The following is a 22,249-nucleotide window of genomic DNA, read 5'->3' on the forward strand; positions in this document are numbered from 1 at the left end:
CCGTGTCAGCGAGGTGGCATTATAGAGATTTCGATCACACTGGCAAGCCCTTTTTTAAGTTTTTTTCGTTTTTTTATTCGTTCGATTAAAAAGAACTCAAAACGCCTCAAAAGTAGGCTTTTATCTTACATATTCTTCAGTTTTTCAGTGAACAAAGAGACTTTTTCCCAGTTTGTGTACTCAACTTCCTTCGTTGTATCCGTTTCACCACCTGTCATATTCATAATAAAGCGGATCATGGTTCTATCGAACCAGTTATAACGTGGGTAATAGAGGGCACCTGCAAATACACCGATTAAAGTCGGCTGCCATGGAGACTTGGTAAGGAACTTCTTAATATACGCACTGCCTTCTGGTGTATCTTTGCCTTGGTCTTCTTTACGCGCCGTTAAGTTAACACAGAAGAACGCAACCTTGCTTGATTGCAACTGAGTAAGGTTGGCATCAATAAATTGATATAGCTTCTTATTAAGGTGGCCATAACGAATCGATGCGCCAATCAACACTCTGTCGTACTGAGCAAAGTCCACCTTGCCAATAGTGTGCAGATCTTGAAGCTCACATTCGAACTCACTCATTTCTTCTTTTATATAGTTCAAGATTTTCTTGGTCTGCCCTTCACGGCTTGAATACAAAAATAGAACTTTTGCCACAATGTTGTCCTTAGCTACGCCAAAACGTAGGGGTCAATAAGATTAATAAGGTGAAGATTTCTAATCGGCCAAACAGCATAGATACGATAAGTACCCATTTTGCTTTGTCGTTCACATCGCCAAAGTGCACCGCGACTTCACCAAGGCCCGGGCCAAGGTTATTTAATGTCGCCGCTACCGCAGAGAAAGCACTCAACTCGTCCATACCAGTTGCAATAAGAGCCAGCATACAAACCACAAACACTAATGCGTATGCAGAGAAGAAGCCCCAGACCGCATCTACAACACGTTGTGGTAGTGCAGAACCGCCAACCTTGATGGTATAGACAGCCCGTGGGTGAACAAGACGCTTCATTTCACGAGCACCTTGCAGAGTAAGTAGTAAGATTCGAATCACTTTCATACCACCACCCGTAGAACCTGCACATCCCCCTATAAAAGAAGAGAACAAAAGCAGTACGGGTAAGAACAATGGCCACTCTGAGAAACCCGTCGTTGTAAAACCCGCGGTCGTAGAGATAGACACGGTTTGGAACAAGGCTTGGTCGAAAGCATCGTAGTACGAATCATAAGAGTGATAATTGAGCAGTAATAAGAAACAAACCAAGAACAGTACTGCCTGAATAAAGATAAAGGCGCGGAACTCAGGATCTTTCCAATAATACTTAGGATGCACACCACCTGAAGCAAATGCAGCAAAGTGAAGCGAATAGTTACATGCGGATATAAGAAGGAACACAACTGTAATCATGTTGATCGCAGGGCTATTGAAATACCCCATGCTCGCATCGTGAGTCGAGAAGCCACCAATCGCAATAGTAGAGAAGCTATGACTGATGGCATCAAAGAAGCTCATCCCAGCAAGCCAAAACGCCACTGCACAAGCAATGGTTAAGCTCAGGTAGATGTACCAAAGCGCTTTTGCCGTTTCAGCAATACGCGGAGTCATCTTGCTATCTTTTACTGGACCCGGGATTTCAGCACGATATAACTGCATACCACCGATACCCAGAACAGGGAGGATAGCTACCGCTAATACGATGATACCCATACCACCAAACCATTGTAGGAACTGACGATAAAAAAGAATCGCCTTAGGCAGATCATCGAGGCCGACAATTACGGTCGCACCTGTCGTAGTTAATGCAGAGAAGGATTCGAAGAAAGCATCGGTTACCGACACATTGGGGTTATCGGCGATCAAAAACGGCAGCGCACCCGCACTACCGATTACCGTCCAAAACAGAACAACAATCAAAAAGCCATCACGCGCTTTCAATTCATGCTTATAACGTCGGTTTGGAAACCAGCAAGTTGCTCCACAGAATAAGAGAACGAAGAAGGTCGTCACAAATGGCACACCCGCACCATCTCGATAGATCAGTGCGACGAGCGCAGGAGCAAGCATTGATACACTAAAAAGTGCTAATAATAATCCGACGATTCGAATAATTGAGCGAAATTGCATGAGCTATTGAACGAAGCGAAATGCTTCACACTTCCTAGTTGTCTTTGACTTTCGTTACCAGTGCCTTAGCACCGCTTTTATTGATCATGGTTTGGGTAAACGAATCTACCTGAAGGAGCTCTATTTCAATAATAAGCTCAACTTGAACACCATAATCCGCTTGGACCTCAACAGCCTGATGCTGAGCCATGATGGATTGTGCGATCGGCACAAAGCCATAGTCTAACTCTAGCCGTAATTTTGTGGTTATTTTTTTCTCGATAGTTTGAAGCAGCTTGAGAGCTTGTTGTACGCCACCGCCGTAAGCCTTAACCAAACCGCCGGTTCCAAGCTTAATTCCGCCAGAGTAGCGCGTCACAACAGCCGTTAATTCACCGACACCAGAGCCCGATAGTTGCGCCAAGATAGGCTTACCCGCTGTACCCGAGGGTTCACCATCATCACTGAAACCCCAAAGCATTGAGTCTTCAGGTCGACCAGCAACAAAACCCCAACAGTTATGTCGTGCTGAAGAATGCTCTTTTTTCACCTGTTCTACGAACTGTTTTGCAGCTTCAACACTTGGAGTATGAGCAAGATGCGTAATAAAGACGCTCTTTTTTATCTCTTCTTCAAACAGAGCCGACGCAGAAGGTATTAAATAAGGCTGTTCATTCATATCGTTAACTTAGTTAATAAGAGCGACGAAGTGTATCACGCGTGAATAATAAGGGTTAGAGGATCTGTGCCACCGCACAATGTTAAACAATTGTTTAAAAAATGTATTGAAATTAATCAAGCAGAGGTACAGACTAAGATAACTGGTCTTACCAGATATTCTACAATAATAGAAAGATAACAAGATTCTCTCAAACAATCGTGGATTGTATGTCATGGAGATAGACAATGATTTACCAAGCTAACACCCTACAGGTAAAGGAATTACAAGATGGTATTGCGGAATTAAGCTTCTGTGCACCAGCCTCTGTAAACAAACTCGACCTTGCTACTTTAGAATCACTAGATAAAGCGTTAGATGCTCTTAATGCTCACGCAGGATTACGTGGTTTAATCTTAACTTCAAACAAAGACGCGTTCATTGTAGGCGCAGACATCACTGAATTTCTTGGCCTATTTGCTAAGCCAGAAGCAGAACTTGATGAATGGTTAAGATTCGCTAATTCAATCTTCAGCAAGCTCGAAGACCTTCCTGTCCCAACTCTTTCAATGATGCGTGGCCATGCCCTTGGCGGCGGCTGTGAATGTGTACTCGCTACCGATTTCCGTATCGGTGACAAGACCACCAGCATTGGCCTACCTGAAACCAAACTTGGCATCATGCCTGGTTTTGGTGGTTGTGTACGCCTACCTCGTGTTATCGGTGCTGACAGCGCAATGGAAATTATCACGCAAGGCAAAGCATGCCGTGCAGATGAAGCGCTTAAAGTTGGCTTGTTAGATGCGATTGTTGAAACAGACCAGTTACTAGAATCGGCAATCAATACCATTTCTCTGGCTGCTAATGAAAAATTAGACTGGCAGCTACGCCGTAAACAAAAGACATCAGCGCTTTCACTAAGCAAACTCGAAGCGATGATGAGCTTTACCATGGCGAAGGGCTTAGTTGCTCAAAAAGCAGGGCCTCACTACCCAGCTCCGATTACTTCTGTGATTGCGATTGAAGAAGCAGCACGCAGCAATCGCGATGCAGCACTCGACATCGAACGTAAGCACTTCGTTAAGCTAGCGAAATCGGAAGAAGCAAAAGCATTAGTTGGCTTATTCCTGAATGACCAGTACATCAAAGGCTTAGCGAAACAAGCGGGTAAGTCAGCAAACAAAGCAACTGAGCGTGCAGCCGTACTTGGTGCAGGTATCATGGGCGGCGGTATTGCTTACCAATCAGCTCTAAAAGGCGTGCCAGTGATGATGAAAGACATCGCACAAGCATCGCTTGATCTAGGTATGAACGAAGCATCTAAGCTGTTGAATAAACGCTTATCACGCGGTCGCTTAGATGGATTCAAGATGGCAGGTATTCTGTCTTCTATTACTCCAAGCCTGCATTACGCGGGTGTAGAACAGTCGGATGTGATTGTTGAAGCAGTAGTAGAAAACCCGAAAGTAAAAGCAGCAGTACTGAGCGAAGTGGAAGGTTTGGTTGGTGAAGACACGGTTCTAACATCAAACACCTCTACAATTCCGATCAACCTGCTAGCGAAATCACTGAAGCGCCCAGAAAACTTCTGTGGCATGCACTTCTTTAACCCTGTGCATCGCATGCCTTTGGTTGAGATCATCCGTGGTGAACAAACTTCAGAAGAGACCATCAATCGCGTGGTTGCTTACGCAGCGAAGATGGGTAAATCCCCAATCGTTGTTAACGACTGCCCAGGCTTCTTCGTTAACCGTGTACTTTTCCCTTACTTTGGCGGTTTCAGCATGTTGCTACGCGACGGTGCTGATTTCACTAAGATCGATAAAGTGATGGAGCGCAAGTTCGGTTGGCCAATGGGCCCGGCTTACTTACTAGACGTTGTAGGCCTAGACACTGCACACCACGCACAAGCTGTGATGGCGCAAGGTTTCCCAGAGCGTATGGGCAAAGAAGGTCGTGATGCGATTGATGCACTTTACGTTGCTGAAAAATACGGTCAGAAAAACGGTAGCGGTTTCTACACATACAGCGTAGACAAGCGTGGTCGTCCGAAGAAGACCTTCTCTGAAGACATTCTTCCTATCTTGGCTGACGTATGTCAAGCACCACAAGATTTTGATGACCAAACAATTATCCAGCGCGTGATGATTCCAATGATCAACGAAGTGGTGCTTTGTCTAGAAGAAGGCATTATCGCGACACCGCAAGAAGCGGATATGGCACTGGTTTACGGTTTAGGCTTCCCTCCATTTAGAGGCGGCGTATTCCGCTACTTAGACAGTGTGGGCATTGGTAACTTCGTTGAAATGGCGAAAGGCTACCAAGACTTAGGTGCAATGTACCAAGTTCCTCAGCTATTGCTTGATATGGCAGCGAAGGGCGAAAGCTTTTACGACAGCCAACAAGCCAGTTCTCTGTAACCCACATTTGGAAAAGGAATAGCAAAATGAAAAATGTAGTTGTTGTTGATTGCCTTCGCACCCCAATGGGACGTTCCAAAGGTGGAGCTTTCCGTCACACTCGTGCTGAAGATCTGTCTGCACATTTGATGAACGGCATTTTAGAGCGCAACCCAGAAGTAAACCCTGTCGAAATTGAAGATATTTACTGGGGTTGTGTACAACAAACACTAGAGCAAGGCTTCAACGTTGCACGTAACGCTGCCTTGCTTGCTGGTCTACCGATTGAGATTGGTGCTGTAACAGTCAACCGTTTATGTGGTTCATCTATGCAAGCTTTGCATGATGCAACTCGCTCTATCATGGTTGGTGATGCTGAAATCTGCCTGATTGGTGGTGTGGAGCACATGGGCCACGTACCAATGAACCATGGTGTTGATTTTCACCCAGGCATGTCAAAACACGTAGCAAAAGCGGCCGGCATGATGGGGCTAACCGCTGAGATGTTAGGCAAAATGCACGGTATTAGCCGTGAAGACCAAGATGCATTCGCAGCACGCTCACATGCTCGCGCTCAAGCAGCTACGGTTGAAGGTCGTTTCAAAAATGAAATCCTGCCAACCGAAGCTCACGCTGCAGACGGTTCTCTGTTCACTCTGGATTACGACGAAGTCATTCGCCCAGAGACAACAGTTGAAGGCTTATCCCAGCTGCGTCCGGTATTTGACCCAGCAAACGGCACAGTAACAGCAGGTACTTCATCAGCTCTGTCTGATGGTGCTTCTGCAATGCTTATCATGAGCGAAGAGAAAGCTAACGCACTTGGCCTTAAGATTCGCGCTCGCGTGAAGTCTATGGCTATCGCTGGCTGCGATCCTTCAATCATGGGTTACGGCCCAGTACCAGCAACCCAAAAAGCACTTAAACGTGCAGGACTAACCATTGAAGACATGGGTGTGATTGAGTTAAACGAAGCGTTTGCTGCTCAATCTCTACCTTGTGCTAAAGACTTAGGTCTACTGGATGTTGTTGACGAGAAAGTAAACCTTAACGGCGGTGCGATTGCTCTGGGTCACCCACTAGGCTGTTCTGGTTCTCGTATCTCGACGACGCTAATCAACCTGATGGAAGCACAAGACGTGAAATACGGCTTGGCGACTATGTGTATTGGTTTAGGCCAAGGTATTGCAACGGTATTTGAACGCCCATAGCGTTTACTGACTGTAATATTTGAAGGGTAATCTTTTGTGCAGCTATATTTATATAGCTGCACTTTTTATTGCTTGGCATCCAACAATGCATCGATTGTGTTCAGCTAACTCAACGAGAGAAAAACCAACCCTGACATCTATGCACAAAACGCATATATTCAATGTTGATGTTTCATTATTTTTTCTCGGATGATTCAACTAAAGTTACTTCAGTTTCCTAATATTCCTCCACGGAGCAGATCATGTTTAAAGCACTTGTACTAAACCAAGAAGACAAAAAAACTATCGCGTCAGTTTCTCAAATTGAAGAATCTCAATTACCAGAAGGTAACGTGAAGATTGATGTTAGCTACTCTTCTTTGAACTACAAAGATGGTTTGGCGATTACAGGTAAAGGGCGCATTGTTCGCAACTTCCCTATGGTTCCTGGTATCGACCTTTCTGGTGTGGTTTCACAATCTGATGACCCTCGCTACAAAGCAGGCGACGAAGTGGTTCTAACTGGTTGGGGTGTTGGTGAAGGTCACTGGGGCGGCATGGCTGAGAAAGCAAGCCTAAACGGTGACTGGTTAGTGCCGATGCCTAAAGGTCTAGACGCTAAGAAAGTAATGGCGATTGGTACAGCAGGCTTCACAGCAATGCTTTGTGTTCAAGCTATTGTCGATGCTGGCATCAAGCCTGAAGACGGTGAAATCCTAGTTACCGGCGCAAGTGGCGGTGTAGGTAGCGTATCTATCACTCTACTAAACCAACTGGGCTACAAAGTGGCAGCAGTGACTGGCCGTGCTTCTGTAAACGGTGAACTACTTAAATCACTAGGCGCGACACGTATTGTAGAGCGTGCTGAACTAGAAGAACCAGCTAAGCCACTAGAAAAACAACTGTGGGCTGGCGCTATCGATACGGTAGGCAGCAAAGTGCTTGCGAAAGTATTGGCGCAAATTGATTACAACGGTGCGGTTGCGATGTGTGGTCTAGCAGGCGGTTTTGACTTACCAACCACGGTAATGCCATTCATTCTGCGTAACGTTCGCCTACAAGGTGTTGATTCTGTAATGTGCCCTCGTGAAAAACGTATTAAAGCGTGGGAACAACTGGCTGAGCTACTACCAGAATCTTTCTACGCTCAAGCAACCAAAGAAGTGTCTTTAGACGGTGCAATTCAAGCAGCAGAAGACATCACTAACGGTCAAATCACTGGTCGCGTAGTCATTAAACTATAGGCTCTCAAACATAAAGTTATCAAACCTTAAGCAACAGCTTTAGGCTTGGATAACCCAAAACAACAAAGGGCTGATTTTTATCAGCCCTTTTGCGTTTTTGTCATTCGGGTCAAGTGAACTCAGACTCAGATCCGGTTAACCCAAACCGACATCCGCAATCCGTTTTTGAATCAACTCACCACACTCTTCTTTTACCACTCTTCTTAACCATTGTTGTGAAGCAGAAGAATCGCAACGCGAGTGCCAGATCAGTGAGTAATCAAACGGCATAAATTCAAATGGTAATGGCTTAACAACCAAGTCATAACGCTCTGCTACCAAATAAGCCAAATCAGCAGGCACAGTAATCACCAACGGCATTCTATCGACAATCGCCAATGCCGCTTCAAGGTGATAAGCACGCAGTACCATTTTTCTGGGTTGTTGATTAGCTAAAGCGTTGTCCAATAAAGCCTTAACACCATCACTGATCGCAATCATCGCATGTGGGAGTGAAACATAGTCTGCAAGGCTTAAAGGTTGATCGGCTAATGGATGGTTTTTAGATAACAGACACGACACACCAACCGGCCCCAAGACTTCTTGATGAAGTGGTGCAATACTGCCACTCGGACGACAGATCGCCATATCAACGCGTTCGGTGCTGAGCTGTTTAAACAAATGCTCATGCTGCAACGGAGCAAACTCCAAAGAGATATTGGGTGCTTGTTCATAAATCTTAGGCAACGCATAAGGCAAGATGGTTTGCATCGCATAATCGGTGGTAGCGATCAGAAAACGTTCGCTGCAATAGTAAGGGTCAAAGTCACTCGGACTCAGCAATTGGCGAAAAGACTCCAAAGGCTGATCAATACGCTGACTGATCTCGAGTGCTTTCTTGGTAGGAATAAGGTGCTGACCTTGACGTGTAAACAACGGATCGTTTAGTAATTCTCTTAAACGCCCTAATACTCGACTGGTTGCGGATTGGCTTAAGTTAAGACGAAGCGCGGCCTGGCTTACGCTGCCCTCTTCAATCAATACCTTTAAAGCGACCAATAAATTAAGGTCTCTACGATAGATGTCTTCTAATTCCACGCCACTTACCTAGCTGTATACGATTGCCATTAGTCACTAAGTTGTTTATAGCATGCTTTAGATAAAAAAAATCCCGCAATTACGCGGGGAAGCCCAAGAAAATTGGGGGATAGTGTCGGAATGTTGTCGTATCGGAATTCGCTTGCTGTATTCGGGTTAGTGCTCTTGCTCTTCGGCTATGCCTTGCCAACGGCGCATCTCTACCCAAATACCAATAATCGTTGCTACTATGCCAAAAATAGGCATCAGTGAGGTCTCTGTCGATGAGCGTAGTACTAACGCACAAAAAGAAATAAAACAGAGAACCGAATAAATTGTTAATCTATCTAATCCTGTCAACATCGCCACTCCTTAGCTAGTTGCCTTTGCTTTAAGTTGTTATCAACTTGTTAACTAAGTTATAGGAAATGATTCTGTTTGCCAAGCACTTATTGCATATTTTTTCTGCAGACGTATTATTCACTCGTTAGATAGATATAGAGATACAAACCATGACATTCAAACCTGAACTGGCAACCCATACTTTAGAAGCTGAAGGCCTGCGTTGCCCGGAACCAGTAATGATGGTCAGGAAGACAATTAGAAACATGCAGGATGGCGATGTGTTACTGGTAAAAGCTGACGATCCTTCGACAACTCGAGATATTCCGAGCTTTTGTCGATTCATGGATCACCAGTTGGTAGGCCAAGCAACAGAAACGTTGCCTTACCAGTATTTGATCAGAAAGGGATTGGAGGCGTAACGCCCCACCGACTATCAAGTATCAAAAAAGCCGCTCGTACCTTATGTTCTTAAACAGAACTCAGAGTACGAGCGGCTTTTTGTTTATTCGCTTCTAGATTTGTTTTGCAGATGCTCCAGCTGATGCTGAATTTCTCGGATATCTTTGCGCATCGGAATAATATGCGCGACCCGAATCCAAGCCTCTACCGCAAGTGCAGTCATGATGATGGCACCCGCGACCATTGGCAGCCACATGTCCGTCAACACCATGCCTAATAGTGTAAGTGCAAGACCAAAGGTAAAAAGATAACTTTGGCTTTGTGGAGTAATACCCATATAACGCGTCAACATAATCATGCCCTCGTGTTCTTAACTCACAAGATTAAAATATCATGACAAGTATGACAGTTATATGTCCATTCGCTCGATAAACCCCACAATACTGTAAGAGTATGACCTACAACACATTACTCTACTGATTGAGTATAATAAGACTCAATACCACCTGTTAATAGAAAGCAGCAGCGATAGCTAAACCCACGAATAGCAAGGCTGTGATCTTACGAATCAGATCAAGCGGCATCTTATCCGCAGAGAGCTTACCGATGATCACCACAGGCACATTCGCCAGCAGCATACCGATCGTAGTACCCAGAATCACCCACGTTAATGCATCAGAATATTGAGCCCCTAGAATAGAGGTCGCAATTTGGGTTTTATCACCGATCTCAGCAATGAAGAAGGCGATGAAACTGGCGACAAACGGGCCTCGGTTTGATATCTGCTCATCGTCATCCAACTTATCCGGAATCAGAATCCAGCCCGCCATAGCGATGAAACTAACCACCAGCACCCACTTTAATACTTCAGGTGAAAGATAGTCGGCGACCACAACCCCGAGCCATGCAGCAAGGGCATGATTGGCAATGGTGGCAAAGAAGATAGCCGCAATGATAGGTATCGGTTTTCGATATCGACTGGCTAATAAAAGGGATAGCAACTGGGTCTTATCACCGATCTCGGCTAAGGCGACAGTTGTAATTGAAATTGCTAAAACGCTCACGACATGCTCATTTGGGATGGAGATTATTATATTTAACCAAAGACAAACCTCGCGCCCCATCCCGGTTCACGATGCTTGTCTAAGGTCTTGCTAAGCGCCACCAAGGTGGTGGTTGCCTCGAACGCCATGATGATTTTGCATCAATTATGTTGACGAACGAACTCATTCAATAGGATATGAATAAGTAAGCTACTCCCCAAAGACCGCGAGATTTTAATCACCCACGCTTTCAAACACAAGTGTCAAACTTATCAAAATATCCACTTGTGCCGAAAAACAAACATTAAAGGCAAAAAAATCCACTAAACGACATTTTAGACCACTAATTAAACAAGATTACCCCTACTCGCTTTACGAATATCTCGGTATACTCAGAGGTTATTTTTCTCATTCATTTAAAAGAATCGCGCGAACCTGACTATGCAAAAATACGATATCAAAACCTTCCAGGGAATGATCCTCGCGCTGCAGGATTACTGGGCTCAAAACGGTTGTACCATTGTTCAACCTCTAGATATGGAAGTAGGTGCAGGCACCTCTCACCCAATGACATGTCTACGAGCACTTGGCCCAGAGCCAATGTCTACAGCTTACGTTCAACCTTCTCGTCGTCCGACCGATGGCCGTTACGGTGAAAACCCGAACCGTCTGCAGCACTACTACCAATTCCAAGTAGCGCTAAAACCATCGCCAGACAATATCCAAGAGTTGTACCTAGGCTCCCTAGAGGTTCTTGGTGTTGACCCACTTGTTCACGACATTCGCTTCGTTGAAGATAACTGGGAAAACCCAACACTAGGCGCATGGGGCCTTGGTTGGGAAGTATGGCTAAACGGCATGGAAGTAACTCAGTTTACTTACTTCCAACAGGTTGGCGGCCTTGAGTGTAAGCCAGTAACTGGCGAGATCACTTACGGTATCGAGCGTCTAGCAATGTACATCCAGGAAGTAGATTCTGTTTACGACCTAGTATGGAACGTAGCACCAGACGGTTCTAACGTGACTTACGGTGACATCTTCCACCAAAACGAAGTTGAGCAATCGACGTACAACTTCGAGCACGCAGACGTAGATTTCCTATTCACTTTCTTCGACCAGTGCGAGAAAGAGTGTAAAGAGCTACTTGAGCTTGAGAAGCCACTGCCGCTTCCAGCTTACGAGCGCATTCTAAAAGCAGGTCACGCATTCAACATCCTTGATGCGCGCAAAGCTATCTCTGTAACAGAGCGTCAACGTTACATCCTTCGTATCCGCAACCTGACTAAATCAGTTGCTGAAGCGTACTACGCGTCACGTGAAGCGCTTGGCTTCCCAATGTGTAAGAAGGAAGGTAAATAATCATGGCGAAGAATTTTCTAATTGAACTGGGTACGGAAGAGCTTCCACCAACAGCACTTCGTTCTCTAGCAGAAGCGTTTGCTTCTAACTTTGAAGCAGGTCTTAAAACGGCTGAGCTTTCTCACGAAGGCATCAAGTGGTACGCAGCACCTCGTCGTCTAGCACTTAAAGTAACTGCACTGGCTGAAGGCCAAGCAGACAAAGTGGTTGAGAAACGTGGCCCTGCTGTTTCTGTGGCATTCGATGCTGAAGGCAACGCGACCAAAGCGGCACAAGGTTGGGCTCGTGGTAACGGTATTACTGTTGAGCAAGCTGACCGTCTGAAAACAGACAAAGGCGAGTGGCTTCTTTTCAAACAAGAAGTAGCTGGCAAACCAGTTCAAGAATTGGTGATGGACATTGCTGCGAAAGCACTGGCTGGCCTACCAATTCCTAAAGCAATGCGCTGGGGTAACTCAGACATTCAATTTATCCGTCCAGTAAAAACACTGACAGTACTACTAGGTGATGAGCTTGTTGAAGGCGAAATCCTAGGCGTAGCATCTGCTCGTACTATCCGTGGCCACCGTTTCATGGGCGAACAAGAGTTCACAATCGACTCTGCTGACCAATACCCTGCGATCCTAGAAGAGCGCGGTAAAGTAATGGCAGATTACGAAGCGCGTAAAGCGATCATCCTTGCTGATTCGCAAAAAGCGGCAGCTGCGGTTGGCGGTACAGCTGACCTAGAAGATGACCTTGTTGAAGAAGTAACGTCTCTGGTTGAATGGCCAGTAGTACTGACAGCGAAGTTTGAAGAAGAATTCCTAAAAGTCCCTTCTGAAGCTTTGGTTTACACCATGAAGGGTGACCAAAAGTACTTCCCTGTTTACGATGACAACAAGAAGCTACTACCGAACTTCATCTTCGTATCGAACATCGAGTCTAAAGAGCCTCGTCACGTTATCGAAGGTAACGAGAAAGTGGTACGCCCACGTCTTGCTGATGCTGAATTCTTCTTCAACACAGACCGTAAGCGCCCGCTTATCGACCGTCTTGCTGAACTAGACCAGGCTATCTTCCAGAAGCAATTGGGTACTATCAAAGACAAAACAGACCGCATCACAGAGCTTGCAGGCTACATTGCTGAGCAAATCGATGCTGACGTTGAAAAGTCTAAGCGTGCTGGCCTACTGGCTAAGTGTGACCTAATGACCTCTATGGTATTCGAATTTACGGATACTCAAGGTGTGATGGGCATGCACTACGCGACTCACGACGGTGAAGACGAGCAAGTTGCACTGGCACTTTACGAGCAATACATGCCTCGTTTCGCGGGTGACGATCTACCAAGCACTGGTATCTCTTCAGCAGTAGCAATGGCAGACAAGCTAGACACTATCGTAGGTATCTTCGGTATTGGCCAAGCACCAAAAGGTTCTGACCCATTTGCACTTCGTCGTGCGTCTCTAGGTGTGCTACGTATCATCGTTGAAAACGGCTACAACCTAGACCTAACCGATCTGATCGGCAAAGCGAAAGAGCTACTAGGCGACAAGCTGACTAACAAAAACGTAGAAGCTGACGTTATCGACTTCATGCTAGGTCGTTTCCGCGCATGGTACCAAGATGCTGGTTTCAGCGTTGATATCATCCAAGCGGTACTAGCACGTCGTCCAACTAAGCCTGCTGACTTTGACCAACGTGTTAAAGCGGTTTCTCACTTCCGTGAACTGGAAGCAGCAGAAGCACTAGCAGCAGCGAACAAGCGTGTAGGTAATATCCTTGCGAAATTCGATGGCGAGCTACCAGCTGAAATCGACCTAACGCTTCTTCAAGAAGACGCAGAGAAAGCACTGGCTGAAAACGTTGAAGTAATGACGGAAGCACTAGAACCAGCATTCGCAACAGGTAACTACCAAGAAGCCCTAAGCAAGCTTGCTGATCTACGTGAACCAGTTGATGCATTCTTCGATAACGTAATGGTTATGGCTGATGACGAAGCGCTTAAGAAGAACCGTCTAACGCTACTGAACAACCTACGTAACCTGTTCCTACAGATTGCTGACATCTCTCTACTGCAAAAATAAGCACAAGTGAGACAATTACTCTAAGTCATACTCTGAGTAATTAACGGTAAACACCCAAAGGGAAGCGAAAGCTTCCCTTTTTGTTTTTGTGAACCAAGCATTTGTTTGTAGAGGTCTTATTGATTAACTGAATGAAACAGCACTCAGACTGTAGAGGGCATTGTTTGCTATAACTGACCTGTTTATTCAGGGGAAGGGAACAATGAAAAAAACAGTACTCGCGCTTTCAATACTCGCACTCAGCGCATGCAGCCAAACCAGTGACAACAACCTATTACTGACAATTGATAACGACACTGTCGTATTCGAATCATCCGGTAAAGGCACCGTGATTGCAGAACAGGAACTCGCGAAAGGTAGCTATACCTTCTCTATCAGCGATACTCAAAATACCTGTGGCACCAACTATGCGCTGGCTGAAGAAAACCGCATCAAATTCAATAAACCCCTTCGCCTAGACGACTGCGCCGAGAAGTCTGAATTAGATATCAAGATCTTTCGCGCTAACACCTATCAGTTTATGCTCAACCCACAAACCAATGAACTGACCGTTCAGATAAAGCCGAAGCAACAACAAGTACAAAGCTTTGCTTGTCCGGTTCCTAGTGACGAACCAACCATCATCGACGTTGCTCAAACCTTTGATGATGGCACCGTGGTTAGAGACGCTCTTTCAGGCAAACAAGTCACAGTAACGAATGGCAGCGTCACCATGCAGCCAGCAGAAAATAGCCAAGGTGTTCTGCTGCTTGAGAAAGTAGAACCAGAAACCAAAGCTGACTTTAGTTGGGATAACGCCACGGTTTACTTCGTAATGACTGACCGTTTCCACAATGGTAATCCTGATAACGACAACAGTTACGGTCGCAGCCAAGATGGACAAGACGAAATCGGCACCTTCCACGGTGGTGACTTGGCAGGCTTAACCGAAAAACTCGATTACATAGAATCACTCGGTGCTAATGCTATCTGGATAACGTCTCCGTTAGAGCAAATCCACGGCTGGGTTGGCGGCGGTGATCGAGGTGACTTCAAACACTACGGCTACCACGGCTACTACCATCAAGATTGGACCAAGCTCGATGACAACATGGGCACCGAAGACGAGCTAAAAACCTTCATCGATACCGCGCATAGCAAAGGCATTCGTGTTGTTTGGGATGTGGTAATGAACCACACCGGCTATGCGACGCTTGCCGACATGCAAGAGTTTGATTTTGGTAAGCTCAACCTAACTGACGAAGAAGCCAAACAAACACTTGGCGAAAACTGGACAGATTGGCAACCTGCCAAAGGTCAGAACTGGCACTACTTCAACAACTACATCTCTTACAGCGACAAAGAAGCGTGGGAAAAGTGGTGGGGCAAAGCTTGGCTACGCAGCGATATCGGCGCCTATGACTCTCCGGGCTACAATAACCTCACCATGTCTTTGGCGCATCTGCCCGATTTCAAAACAGAGTCGACAGAGACAATCGGGCTGCCTAATTTCTATCGCAATAAGTCCACCAGCGCGACCGATGAACTCAAAACACCTCGTAACCATTTAATCACTTGGTTATCGGATTGGGTGCGCGAATATGGTGTCGATGGTTTCAGGGTCGATACCGCTAAACACGTTGAACTCGAAGCATGGGCAGAACTGAAAGAGAGCACCAACCAGGCACTTGCCGAGTGGAAACAGAACAACCCAGACAAGGCCTTGGATGACTTACCCTTCTGGATGACTGGCGAAGTATGGGCACACAGCGTGGTCAAATCAGATTACTTCGCTAACGGATTTGATTCGATCATCAACTTTGAATTCCAGAGTGATATCGCACCAAAGGCGCTCAAGTGCCTATCCGATCTTGATGCTGATTACCTTCGATACGCAGAGAAGATCAACAACGACAGCGAGTTCAACGTACTGAGTTACCTTTCGTCTCACGACACCTCGCTATTCTGGACACAACATGGCAGTGACTTTGCAAAACAAACCAAAGCTGCAAACGCGTTGATGCTGGCTCCCGGTGCGGTACAGATCTATTACGGCGATGAAATCGCCCGAGACTTTGGCCCAACGGGGTCTGATCCAATGCAAGGCACACGCTCAGACATGCCTTGGGATCAAATCACTGGCGAACGTGCAGAGCTGCTAGAACACTGGCAAGCGCTTGGCCAATTCCGCCAACGCCACCCAGCCGTTGCTCAGGGTAAGCACATCATCCGTAACAGCAAGGGCTACTATGCGTTCGAACGCCAATACCAAGATGACAAGGTATTAGTCGTTTATACCGGTTCGAACTAAACCTTCATTAACATAAACACCAGAAACTAAAGGGGAAGCTTAGGCTTCTCCTTTTTTTATCGCTAAAGGTACGTTCAATAAGCAAGCTGTCACTCATTAACCAAACTTTATAGAAATTTTTTACGTGTTAGAGCATTTGGCGCTATGCGTCGCAAAAACATTGCGGTATGTTCAAGGAATACACTGATGGCAGACATAAGGTCTGCCTTAATGACACGTAACAAGCAATCACAATGAATTAGGTAAAATTAGTAATGCAGTTCTCTAAGTTTGGCGAAAAGTTTAATCGATACTCTGGAATCACTCGTTTAATGGATGATTTGAATGATGGCCTGCGCACTCCTGGCGCTATCATGCTCGGTGGTGGCAACCCAGCCGCTATCCCTGCCATGCTCGATTACTTTAACCAAGCCAGTGCCGACATGCTCGCCAGTGGAGAACTCATCGCCGCCCTCGCCAACTACGATGGTCCGCAGGGTAAAGACAGCTTCATCAAATCGTTAGCGGCAATGCTGAAAGAGACCTACGGTTGGGACATCAGCGAGAAGAACATCAGCCTGACTAATGGCAGTCAAAGTGGCTTCTTCTACCTATTCAACCTGCTAGCAGGCCAACAGCCTGACGGCTCACATAAGAAAATCCTACTGCCGATCGCACCGGAATACATCGGCTACGGCGACGCGGGTATTGATGACGATATTTTTATCTCTTACCACCCAGAGATCGAACTGCTAGAAAACCGTCAGTTTAAATACCACGTTGATTTTGAACAACTAAAGGTTGATGACTCAGTCGCGGCTATCTGTGCATCTCGTCCAACCAACCCAACGGGTAACGTACTGACCGACGAAGAAGTGCGTAAACTGGATAAACTGGCGCGTGAAAACAACATCCCACTGCTGATCGACAATGCTTACGGCCTGCCGTTTCCTAACATCATCTTTGAAGATGTCGAACCGCTCTGGAATGAAAATACGATTCTGTGCATGAGCCTTTCTAAGCTTGGTTTGCCGGGTGTGCGTTGCGGTATCGTAATTGCGAGTGAAGAAGTAACACAAGCATTGACCAACATGAATGGCATCATTAGCTTAGCGCCAAACAGTGTTGGCCCTGCAATTGCCAATCACATGATTGAAAAAGGCGATTTACTGCGCTTAAGTAGCGAGGTAATCAAACCTTTCTATAAAGATAAGTCACTACGTGCAGTTGAACTGTTACAAGACGCTATCGACGACCCTCGCTTCCGTATTCACAAGCCTGAAGGCGCTATCTTCTTATGGCTATGGTTTGATGAGCTGCCGATCACCACAATGGAACTGTACGACCGCCTTAAAGCTCGCGGCGTATTGATTGTTCCGGGTGAATACTTCTTTATCGGCCAAGAAGACGAGTGGGATCATGCCCATCAATGTCTACGTATGAACTACGTGCAAGATGATGAGGCGATGCAGAAAGGCATTGCTATCATTGCTGAAGAAGTGAAAAAGGCTTACTCAGAGCAGTAATAAGAGCTTTTAGCTTACCGCAGGTCAAATACAAAAAGAGCACCTCATTAGGTGCTCTTTCACTTTTACTTCCCGATATTTTTTAGCTCTAAGGAGCTAACAGTAATTAGCCTTCTAGTAAACTATTACCATTGATAGCAATCTTACGTGGTTGCATCGCTTCTGGGATTTCGCGTTCGAGGTCGATGTGAAGAAGACCATTTTCCATGCTTGCACCTACCACTTTTACGTAGTCAGCCAGTTGGAATTTACGCTCGAAATCGCGCTCTGCGATACCTTGGTATACGAAGGTTTTCTCTGCTTCTGCTTTACGCTCACCTTTCACAATTAGCATGTTCTCTTTCTGAGTCAGATCTAATTGGTCATCAGCAAAACCAGCGACTGCCATAGTAATACGGTAGTTGTTCTCGTCTTTTTGCTCGATGTTGTATGGAGGGTAACCGCCAGAAGAGTTCTTCGATGTATTCGCTTCCATCATGTTGAATAGACGATCGAAGCCGATTGCGTTGCGGTAAAGTGGAGTGAAATCTACAGTTCTCATAATGCTATCCTTTTAGTAAGCAATAGTCTTAGCTGCGAATTTTACTTGGATCTAACCTGTGTGTGACCCAGTAAACAGCTAAGAGATTCAATTCGCATTCCTCGGGTTTCACCTCTATTGGCGACAACGCTGGGACATGGCAATGAATCAATTTTTAAGTTGTGTGCTGCCAAAGTTATCCTCTATTGAGCGATACTTCGTTAGCGGTAATGAAGGTTCTGTTTCTTCTCTTGTAGAGCAAGACAGTCATCCTCTTCACAAATAGATATATGGATTGAGCAAAATAGTTTCAAGGGGTTATTTTCAATTATTTTTGCAACTCAATATTTTTCAATATCTTACAAACATAAAAAAGCACCATCCAAAGGATAGTGCTTTAAAATGATTTTAGTTTTTTGAGACGAAGCTATTTGGCTTTAGTTCAAGGAAGGGGCGCGGAGCATACGAATGTATGTGAGCACCTCTGACACAGAAATTAAGCCAAAGAGCGAAGTATCAAAGAGACTAAACGTCTAGGTTTGCTACTTTCAGTGCATTCTCTTCGATGAAGTTACGACGAGGTTCAACTTGGTCACCCATTAGCGTCGTAAACAACAAATCAGCACCAACAGCGTCTTCAATTGTTACTTGCATCATACGGCGAGTTTCAGGATCCATCGTGGTTTCCCAAAGTTGATCAGGGTTCATCTCACCTAGACCTTTGTATCGCTGTAGGCTTAGACCACGACGAGACTCTTTCACTAACCAGTTCAGAGCATCAACGAAGCTAGAAACTTCTTGAGTACGCTCACCACGCTTAATGTAAGCGCCTTCTTCAATCAAGCCATCAAGAGCTTCAGAAAGATCCGCTAGCTTACCAAACTCTTTAGAGTTAATAAGATCGATGCTTAGTAGGTGTTCATGAGTCACACCATGAGTACGAACCACAATCTTAGGAACGCTTAAGCCTAGCTCTTCGTGTTTTTCAACTTCAAGGCTGTATTGGCTTGCACCTACTTCTTTCGCGTTTAGCTGTTCAACAAGCTGCTTACCCCAAGCTTCAACTGCCGCGTCATCATGACACTGCTCGGCCGTTAGACGAGGAACGTAAATCAGTTCGTGAACCAATGCGCGTGGGTAACGGCGGCTCATACGATCAACAAGCTTGATGCCTGCATTGTATTGCTGAACAAGCTTCTCTAAACCTTCACCTGCAAATGCTGGCGCTTCAGGGTTTACGTGCAGTTCTGCGTTGTCTAAAGCCAAAGATACTTGATACTGGTTCATCGCATCTTCATCTTTAATGTACTGCTCTTGCTTACCTTTCTTCACTTTGTAAAGTGGCGGTTGAGCAATGTAGATGTAGCCACGTTCAATCAGCTCTGGCATTTGACGGTAGAAGAACGTCAGTAGCAGGGTACGGATGTGAGAACCATCGACATCGGCATCGGTCATGATGATGATGTTGTGGTAACGCAGTTTATCTGGGTTGTATTCGTCACGACCAATACCACAACCAAGAGCGGTGATTAGCGTTGCTACTTCTTGAGAAGACAGCATTTTATCGAAACGTGCTTTCTCTACGTTAAGGATTTTACCTTTCAGCGGTAGGATTGCTTGGTTCTTACGGTTACGCCCCTGCTTAGCTGAACCGCCAGCAGAGTCTCCTTCCACAATATATAGTTCAGACAGTGCAGGATCTTTTTCCTGACAGTCAGCAAGCTTACCAGGAAGACCCGCTAAATCTAATGCGCCTTTACGACGAGTCATTTCACGAGCTTTACGCGCTGCATCACGAGCACGTGCTGCATCAATAATTTTAGAACAAACTGTTTTCGCTTCACCTGGGTTCTCAATAAGGAACTCAGACAACTTCTCACCCATTGTAGATTCAACGGCAGACTTCACTTCTGAAGAAACCAGCTTATCTTTAGTTTGGCTTGAGAACTTAGGATCAGGCACTTTAACAGAAACAATCGCCGTCAGACCTTCACGAGCATCATCACCAGAGGTCGCAGTCTTCGCTTTCTTAGAGAAGCCTTCCTTGTCCATGAAGCTGTTCAGAGTACGCGTTAGCGCCGCACGGAAACCTGCTAAGTGAGCACCACCATCGCGTTGAGGGATGTTGTTGGTGAAACAGTAGATGTTTTCTTGGTAGCCGTCATTCCACTGCATCGCAACTTCAACGGTAATACCGTCTTCGCGCTCAGAGTTAAAGTGGAAGATTTTTTGGATGATTGGCGTTTTGTTAGTATTAAGGTGTTCAACAAACGCTTGGATACCGCCTTCGTATTCGAAGTGATCCATTTTGTCTTCTTCGCGCTCGTCAATTAGCTTAATTGATACACCTGAGTTCAAGAATGATAGCTCACGTAGACGCTTAGCTAAAATGTCGTAATGGAACTCGATGTTAGTGAAGGTTTCTTCACTCGGCCAGAAACGAATCTCTGTACCTGTTTTATCCGTGTCACCGATAACCGCTAGTGGCGCTTGAGGCTCACCGTGGCTGTAGGTTTGAGTGTGGATTTTGCCACCGCGGTGGATAGTAAGAGTAACTTGCTTAGAAAGTGCGTTAACTACTGAAACACCAACACCGTGCAGACCACCAGATACCTTGTACGAGTTATCATCGAACTTACCACCAGCGTGAAGAACCGTCATGATTACTTCGGCTGCAGATACGTTTTCTTCTGGGTGCAATTCTGTTGGAATACCACGGCCGTCATCGCTCACAGACACAGAACTATCTTCATGGATAGTTACAATGATGTCATTACAGTGACCAGCTAGCGCTTCATCAATAGAGTTATCTACCACCTCAAAAACCATGTGGTGCAGACCGGTACCATCATCCGTGTCGCCAATGTACATTCCAGGACGCTTACGTACCGCATCCAGACCCTTCAGTACTTTAATACTCGATGAATCGTAATTATCTGACATAGTTACTCTCTGACTAATTATCCTTGCTCTATTTTGCCATGTTCCACATGAAACATCCTGCTATTTTCGTCATGCATATCTGCAATCTGATCAGCGGTAATAGAGCTTACAAAAACTTGAGCCTGGGTCGCCTTTAAACACTCAGCAAGACGTGCTCGGCGTTGGCTATCTAATTCGGAAGCGAAGTCATCTATCAAATAGATGCACTGCTTACCTGTCATTTGAGTGAGGTGTTGCCCTTGTGCTACTCGTAGCGCGCACACCATCAACTTCAATTGACCTCGTGACAAGACATCTTCCACTGGAGTGCCGTTCACTTTTATCTTCAGATCCGCTTTGTTTGGCCCACTAAAGGTGTAACCAAGCTGCTGATCCCTTTCAAAATTCTTTTCTAATATATCGGCGTACGGGGTGTCTTTGTCCCAGCCACGATAGTAGTTAATCTTTATCTCAAACTCAGGAAGGAAGGTCGCACAGATTTCTTCGGCGACTTCTTTGAGCTGATCAACGTAGGTGGCACGCCACTGACTGATGCTTTCTGCTAAACGGGCCAATTCTTGGTCCCAATAGCTCAGCTCTCGATAGTGCGTTGCCGTTTTCAATAAGGCGTTTCGCTGCTTATTGAGGCGCTTTACCCTGCCCCACGCATCATAAAAGCCCGACTCACTGTGGAAGACTCCCCAATCAATGAATGCTCGGCGATGCTTAGGTCCATCGGTTAGTAAATCAAACCCTTCAGGGTGAATCAACTGCAAAGGTAAGACTTGAGCTAACTGAGCCAACTTTTGCCCAGTTTGACCGCTTATTTTAACCTCTGTCGTGCCATCGCGCTGCTTATTAATGCCAATTGGCAGCTCAAATTGATCCGAGGTCATAAAACGGCCATGTACAAACAGCTCACTACACTCGTTTTGTATGATACGACCGGTAAGTGAACTCTTGAATGAGCGACCATGTCCGAGCAGATACACAGCTTCAAGGACACTGGTTTTGCCGCTTCCGTTAGCCCCTATAAGAAAGTTAAAGCCTGATGACGGTTGAATGTCACAGGCTTCAATATTTCTAAACTGCTTAACGATTAAGCGCGATAAAGGCATAACGTCTTCATATTAATCTTCAATCACGACTC

19 protein-coding genes and 1 riboswitch are annotated in these 22,249 nt (G+C 45.7%); of the genes, 9 read left to right on the plus strand and 10 right to left on the minus strand.

Features of this window, described 5'->3' with window-relative positions:
- Nucleotides 1-125: 125 nt before the first annotated feature.
- From hemG to ACED46_RS07155, 3 genes are read right to left on the minus strand one after another with little or no spacing between them, the layout of a single operon-like run.
- Nucleotides 126-653 (minus strand): menaquinone-dependent protoporphyrinogen IX dehydrogenase, encoded by a 528-nt coding sequence (gene hemG, locus ACED46_RS07145; protein ID WP_017058824.1) that lies wholly within the window; start codon nucleotides 651-653, stop codon nucleotides 126-128.
- 10 nt (nucleotides 654-663) lie between these two features.
- Nucleotides 664-2,121 carry a TrkH family potassium uptake protein gene (locus tag ACED46_RS07150; RefSeq protein WP_371721158.1) on the minus strand — a complete coding sequence of 486 codons (1,458 nt, stop codon included), beginning with the start codon at nucleotides 2,119-2,121 and terminating at the stop codon, nucleotides 664-666.
- 34 nt (nucleotides 2,122-2,155) lie between these two features.
- Nucleotides 2,156-2,779 carry a YigZ family protein gene (locus ACED46_RS07155; RefSeq protein ID WP_017058823.1) on the minus strand — a complete coding sequence of 208 codons (624 nt, stop codon included), beginning with the start codon at nucleotides 2,777-2,779 and terminating at the stop codon, nucleotides 2,156-2,158.
- A 227-nt stretch (nucleotides 2,780-3,006) separates the two neighbouring features.
- Here ACED46_RS07155 and fadB point away from each other — a divergent pair, with 227 nt between their 5' ends.
- The 3 genes from fadB to ACED46_RS07170 all read left to right on the plus strand — a co-directional run bounded on the left by fadB (nucleotide 3,007) and on the right by ACED46_RS07170 (nucleotide 7,591).
- Complete coding sequence (gene fadB, locus ACED46_RS07160; RefSeq protein ID WP_371721159.1) at nucleotides 3,007-5,178, plus strand: fatty acid oxidation complex subunit alpha FadB; 2,172 nt, start codon at nucleotides 3,007-3,009, stop codon at nucleotides 5,176-5,178.
- Nucleotides 5,179-5,204: 26 nt separating this feature from the next.
- Complete coding sequence (gene fadA / locus ACED46_RS07165) at nucleotides 5,205-6,368, plus strand: acetyl-CoA C-acyltransferase FadA (RefSeq protein ID WP_371721160.1); 1,164 nt, start codon at nucleotides 5,205-5,207, stop codon at nucleotides 6,366-6,368.
- A 242-nt stretch (nucleotides 6,369-6,610) separates the two neighbouring features.
- The gene (locus ACED46_RS07170; RefSeq protein ID WP_017058820.1) at nucleotides 6,611-7,591 is read left to right on the plus strand and encodes an MDR family oxidoreductase; all 981 of its coding nucleotides are present in this window, start codon (nucleotides 6,611-6,613) and stop codon (nucleotides 7,589-7,591) included.
- 135 nt (nucleotides 7,592-7,726) lie between these two features.
- Here the strand turns inward: ACED46_RS07170 and ACED46_RS07175 are convergent, their stop codons facing one another.
- A complete protein-coding gene (locus ACED46_RS07175) occupies nucleotides 7,727-8,668 on the minus strand; it encodes a LysR family transcriptional regulator (RefSeq protein ID WP_017058819.1) in 942 nt (313 codons plus the stop codon).
- Between the two features lie 156 nt (nucleotides 8,669-8,824).
- Nucleotides 8,825-9,010 (minus strand): hypothetical protein, encoded by a 186-nt coding sequence (locus ACED46_RS07180; protein ID WP_004736674.1) that lies wholly within the window; start codon nucleotides 9,008-9,010, stop codon nucleotides 8,825-8,827.
- A gap of 149 nt (nucleotides 9,011-9,159) precedes the next feature.
- Between ACED46_RS07180 and tusA the strand changes: the two genes are divergently transcribed.
- The gene (tusA, locus tag ACED46_RS07185) at nucleotides 9,160-9,411 is read left to right on the plus strand and encodes a sulfurtransferase TusA (protein ID WP_004736675.1); all 252 of its coding nucleotides are present in this window, start codon (nucleotides 9,160-9,162) and stop codon (nucleotides 9,409-9,411) included.
- A gap of 83 nt (nucleotides 9,412-9,494) precedes the next feature.
- Here the strand turns inward: tusA and ACED46_RS07190 are convergent, their stop codons facing one another.
- Together ACED46_RS07190 and ACED46_RS07195 are read right to left on the minus strand one after the other, a co-directional pair.
- Entirely contained in the window at nucleotides 9,495-9,749 is a 255-nt protein-coding gene (locus ACED46_RS07190; RefSeq protein ID WP_017058818.1) for a hypothetical protein, read from the minus strand.
- A 151-nt stretch (nucleotides 9,750-9,900) separates the two neighbouring features.
- Nucleotides 9,901-10,455, minus strand: a complete 555-nt coding sequence (locus ACED46_RS07195) for a TMEM165/GDT1 family protein (RefSeq protein WP_017055491.1) — start codon at nucleotides 10,453-10,455, stop codon at nucleotides 9,901-9,903.
- Nucleotides 10,456-10,489: 34 nt separating this feature from the next.
- Nucleotides 10,490-10,665: riboswitch (yybP-ykoY riboswitch) on the minus strand.
- Between the two features lie 210 nt (nucleotides 10,666-10,875).
- Between ACED46_RS07195 and glyQ the strand changes: the two genes are divergently transcribed.
- The 4 genes from glyQ (at nucleotide 10,876) to ACED46_RS07215 (ending at nucleotide 17,657) form a co-directional block, all read left to right on the plus strand.
- Complete coding sequence (gene glyQ, locus ACED46_RS07200) at nucleotides 10,876-11,793, plus strand: glycine--tRNA ligase subunit alpha (protein WP_017058815.1); 918 nt, start codon at nucleotides 10,876-10,878, stop codon at nucleotides 11,791-11,793.
- 2 nt (nucleotides 11,794-11,795) lie between these two features.
- Entirely contained in the window at nucleotides 11,796-13,862 is a 2,067-nt protein-coding gene (glyS, locus tag ACED46_RS07205; protein WP_017058814.1) for a glycine--tRNA ligase subunit beta, read from the plus strand.
- A gap of 202 nt (nucleotides 13,863-14,064) precedes the next feature.
- Nucleotides 14,065-16,152, plus strand: a complete 2,088-nt coding sequence (locus tag ACED46_RS07210) for an alpha-amylase (RefSeq protein ID WP_017058813.1) — start codon at nucleotides 14,065-14,067, stop codon at nucleotides 16,150-16,152.
- A 254-nt stretch (nucleotides 16,153-16,406) separates the two neighbouring features.
- Entirely contained in the window at nucleotides 16,407-17,657 is a 1,251-nt protein-coding gene (locus tag ACED46_RS07215; protein WP_017058812.1) for a valine--pyruvate transaminase, read from the plus strand.
- A 106-nt stretch (nucleotides 17,658-17,763) separates the two neighbouring features.
- Here ACED46_RS07215 and ACED46_RS07220 read toward each other — a convergent pair whose 3' ends face one another.
- Nucleotides 17,764-18,198 carry an Hsp20 family protein gene (locus tag ACED46_RS07220; RefSeq protein ID WP_009848140.1) on the minus strand — a complete coding sequence of 145 codons (435 nt, stop codon included), beginning with the start codon at nucleotides 18,196-18,198 and terminating at the stop codon, nucleotides 17,764-17,766.
- A gap of 142 nt (nucleotides 18,199-18,340) precedes the next feature.
- Between ACED46_RS07220 and ACED46_RS07225 the strand changes: the two genes are divergently transcribed.
- On the plus strand, nucleotides 18,341-18,463 hold the full coding sequence (locus ACED46_RS07225) for a hypothetical protein (RefSeq protein WP_267869012.1): 123 nt from the start codon (nucleotides 18,341-18,343) through the stop codon (nucleotides 18,461-18,463).
- Between the two features lie 239 nt (nucleotides 18,464-18,702).
- On the opposite strand, the gene gyrB is transcribed toward ACED46_RS07225, so the two are convergent.
- Both gyrB and recF read right to left on the minus strand, forming a co-directional pair.
- The gene (gyrB, locus tag ACED46_RS07230) at nucleotides 18,703-21,120 is read right to left on the minus strand and encodes a DNA topoisomerase (ATP-hydrolyzing) subunit B (protein WP_017058811.1); all 2,418 of its coding nucleotides are present in this window, start codon (nucleotides 21,118-21,120) and stop codon (nucleotides 18,703-18,705) included.
- A gap of 17 nt (nucleotides 21,121-21,137) precedes the next feature.
- Nucleotides 21,138-22,217 (minus strand): DNA replication/repair protein RecF, encoded by a 1,080-nt coding sequence (recF, locus tag ACED46_RS07235; RefSeq protein WP_017058810.1) that lies wholly within the window; start codon nucleotides 22,215-22,217, stop codon nucleotides 21,138-21,140.
- Nucleotides 22,218-22,249: the final 32 nt, after the last annotated feature.

Source organism: Vibrio sp. 1S139 (assembly GCF_041439475.1).
In the GTDB taxonomy this organism is placed as follows: Bacteria; Pseudomonadota; Gammaproteobacteria; order Enterobacterales; family Vibrionaceae; genus Vibrio; species Vibrio crassostreae_C.

Bases quoted from the DNA above. Each gene is read 5' to 3' on its own strand.
- recF (WP_017058810.1), bottom strand. From the start codon at position 22,217: ATGCCTTTATCGCGCTTAATCGTTAAGCAGTTTAGAAATATTGAAGCC.
- glyQ (WP_017058815.1), top strand. From the start codon at position 10,876: ATGCAAAAATACGATATCAAAACCTTCCAGGGAATGATCCTCGCGCTG.
- glyS (WP_017058814.1), top strand. From the start codon at position 11,796: ATGGCGAAGAATTTTCTAATTGAACTGGGTACGGAAGAGCTTCCACCA.
- tusA (WP_004736675.1), top strand. From the start codon at position 9,160: ATGACATTCAAACCTGAACTGGCAACCCATACTTTAGAAGCTGAAGGC.
- ACED46_RS07210 (WP_017058813.1), top strand. From the start codon at position 14,065: ATGAAAAAAACAGTACTCGCGCTTTCAATACTCGCACTCAGCGCATGC.
- ACED46_RS07190 (WP_017058818.1), bottom strand. From the start codon at position 9,749: ATGATTATGTTGACGCGTTATATGGGTATTACTCCACAAAGCCAAAGT.
- ACED46_RS07215 (WP_017058812.1), top strand. From the start codon at position 16,407: ATGCAGTTCTCTAAGTTTGGCGAAAAGTTTAATCGATACTCTGGAATC.
- fadB (WP_371721159.1), top strand. From the start codon at position 3,007: ATGATTTACCAAGCTAACACCCTACAGGTAAAGGAATTACAAGATGGT.
- fadA (WP_371721160.1), top strand. From the start codon at position 5,205: ATGAAAAATGTAGTTGTTGTTGATTGCCTTCGCACCCCAATGGGACGT.
- ACED46_RS07225 (WP_267869012.1), top strand. From the start codon at position 18,341: ATGAATCAATTTTTAAGTTGTGTGCTGCCAAAGTTATCCTCTATTGAG.
- ACED46_RS07170 (WP_017058820.1), top strand. From the start codon at position 6,611: ATGTTTAAAGCACTTGTACTAAACCAAGAAGACAAAAAAACTATCGCG.
- gyrB (WP_017058811.1), bottom strand. From the start codon at position 21,120: ATGTCAGATAATTACGATTCATCGAGTATTAAAGTACTGAAGGGTCTG.
- ACED46_RS07220 (WP_009848140.1), bottom strand. From the start codon at position 18,198: ATGAGAACTGTAGATTTCACTCCACTTTACCGCAACGCAATCGGCTTC.
- ACED46_RS07150 (WP_371721158.1), bottom strand. From the start codon at position 2,121: ATGCAATTTCGCTCAATTATTCGAATCGTCGGATTATTATTAGCACTT.
- ACED46_RS07180 (WP_004736674.1), bottom strand. From the start codon at position 9,010: ATGTTGACAGGATTAGATAGATTAACAATTTATTCGGTTCTCTGTTTT.
- ACED46_RS07155 (WP_017058823.1), bottom strand. From the start codon at position 2,779: ATGAATGAACAGCCTTATTTAATACCTTCTGCGTCGGCTCTGTTTGAA.